The 2,621-nt window shown below is 66.2% G+C and carries 2 protein-coding genes; both read left to right on the plus strand.

Features of this window, described 5'->3' with window-relative positions:
• Positions 1-235 precede the first annotated feature (235 nt).
• Complete coding sequence (locus AC1D00_RS35905; protein ID WP_027543420.1) at positions 236-505, plus strand: GlsB/YeaQ/YmgE family stress response membrane protein; 270 nt, start codon at positions 236-238, stop codon at positions 503-505.
• Positions 506-768: 263 nt separating this feature from the next.
• Positions 769-2,517 carry a type I secretion system permease/ATPase gene (locus tag AC1D00_RS35910; protein WP_135179686.1) on the plus strand — a complete coding sequence of 583 codons (1,749 nt, stop codon included), beginning with the start codon at positions 769-771 and terminating at the stop codon, positions 2,515-2,517.
• Positions 2,518-2,621 lie beyond the last annotated feature (104 nt).

Raw genomic sequence — 2,621 nt, forward strand, 5'->3', positions numbered from 1 at the left:
AGAGAGCGTTGCGCACCTCACTTCGAAAGGCTCGCTCCGTCAAAAATCCTCTCCACCAACATCGAGTTGCCGTGGGTCACACTGAGCGCTCGACCAGTAGCCGTTCTACTGTGCATGGGGTTGTTTTCGACATTTTTGTTTCCGCACGCGCAACCCGGCCGCGGCGACCACCATTCAGACCCCATTCATCCCGGTTCCGGTTCCATGGTCCCGTTCACGGAGAGGGACCTCACTTATGTACATTTCCAACGAAGGCCTGCTCGTCATCCTGTTCGTCGGCCTGGTCGCCGGCTGGCTGGCCGGCAAGGTGGTGCGGGGCGCCGGTTTCGGCATCATCGGCGACATCGTGATCGGCATCGCCGGCGCGTTTGTGGCCAGCTTCCTGTTTCCGAAGCTCGGTATTCGCATCGGCACCGGGCTCGTGTCGGAGATCGTCTATTCCGCCATCGGCGCGATCATCCTGCTGCTCGTGGTGCGGCTGGTGCGCGGCGGCGGCCGGTTCTAGCGGCGCCCCGAGTTCAGTTGACCCAACTTTCGACCTCTCCCCGCCCGGGGAGAGGTGACATGTCTGCAAGAAAAAGCCGCAAGCCTGTGAAATTCCGGACTTGCGCGCCGGGCCATCAGGGGGTGATGTGCCCCCACAGGGGATCGGGTTGATTCAGCCGCGTTGGACAAGGGGCGAAAACGCGATGTTAATCCGGGTCAATTACTCCTGAAATTGCCTTTGAAATCAGGGGCTTTGCCCCTTACCCGAAAGAGACCAGACTGATGGCAGCCGTCCCTGGCGTTCGCCGTTCGGAGCTCGCTGACGCGCTGCGCGCTTGTCGCACGGCGTTCGTCGGCGTCGGCCTGATGAGCTGCATGATCAACCTGCTCTATCTGACCGGGTCGATCTTCATGCTGGAGGTCTACGACCGGGTGCTGCCGAGCCGCAGCATTGCGACTCTGGTCGGCCTGATCGTCCTTGCCAGCTTCCTCTACATGGCGCAGGGCGTGCTCGACATGATCCGCAACCGGATCCTGGGGCGGATCGGCACCTCGCTCGACGAAGCCCTGAACAAGCGCGTGTTCGACACCGTCGTGCGCCTGCCGCTGCTGGTCGGTAACCGCAACGAGGGCCTCCAGCCGCTGCGCGACCTCGACAATGTCCGCTCCTTCCTCGGCGGCATGGGACCGAGCGCGTTCTTCGACCTGCCCTGGCTGCCGCTCTATCTCGCCATCTGCTTCGCCTTCCACGTCATGATCGGCGTGACCGCCCTGGTCGGCGCCATCATCCTGGTCGGGCTGACGGTGGTCACCGAGTTCATGTCCCGCCAGCCGGCGAAGGAGGCGATGGGGCTTGCGGCCCAGCGCAATGATCTCGCCGCCTCCAGCCGTCGCAATGCCGAAGTGATGGTGTCGATGGGCATGACCAGCCGGATGAACCAGCGCTGGAGCGAGGCCAACGAAAAATATCTCGCCGGCAATCAGCGTGCGAGCGACGTGGCCGGCGGCCTCGGCGCGATCGCCAAGGTGCTGCGCATGATGCTGCAATCCGCCGTGCTCGCGGTCGGCGCCTATCTCGTCATCCACCAGGAGGCGACCGCCGGCATCATCATCGCCGGCTCGATCCTGTCGGCCCGCGCGCTGGCGCCGGTCGATCTCGCCATCGCGCATTGGAAATCCTTCGTCGCGGCACGCCAGAGCTGGCAGCGCTTGACCCGCCTGCTGGAGCAGATGCCGGCGCAGACGATGCCGACCCAGTTGCAGGCGCCCATCAGCCGGCTCTCGGTCGAGGGCGTCGCCATGGTGCCGCCGGGCGACCAGCGCCTCATCGTGCAGGACATCACCTTCGCGCTCGCCGCCGGCAACGGCCTCGGCGTGATCGGGCCGAGCGGCTCCGGCAAATCCTCGCTGATCCGTGCGCTGGTCGGCGTCTGGCAGCCGGTGCGCGGCAAGGTGCGGCTCGACGGCGCCGCGCTCGACCAATGGTCCTCCGACATGCTCGGTCGCCACATCGGCTATCTACCGCAGGACGTCGAACTGTTCGGCGGCACCATCGCGCAGAACATCAGCCGCTTCGACCCCGAGGCCGCCTCCGACGGCATCATCGCCGCGGCCAAGGAGGCCGGCGTGCACGAGATGATCATCAAGATGCGCGAGGGCTACAACACGCAGGTCGGCGAGCAGGGCGCCGCGCTCTCCGCAGGCCAGGCGCAGCGCGTGGCGCTGGCGCGCGCGCTCTACGGCAATCCGTTCCTGATCGTGCTCGACGAGCCCAACTCCAATCTCGACACCGAAGGCGACGAGGCGCTGACCCGCGCCATCCGCGCCGCCCGCGAGCGTGGCGCCATCGTCGTCGTGGTGGCGCATCGGCCCATCGGCGTCGAGGCGGTCGACCAGATCCTGGTGCTGCGCGACGGCCGCATGCAGGCCTTCGGTCCGAAGGAGCAGGTGCTCGCCCAGGTGCTCCAGCCGCGCGTGACGCCGCCGGCACCGATCAAGGTCGTCAGTGAGGGCGGAGTGGCCAAGTCATGAGCACGATGGCGATCGGTGGCGGCAAGCCCGCGGCCAAGAGGACCGTGCGGGACTCCATCAGGTTTCACTTGATGCTCGGGCTCGGGATCGTGCTGGTCCTGGCC

This window comes from Bradyrhizobium sp. P2_E8, from assembly GCF_056403875.1.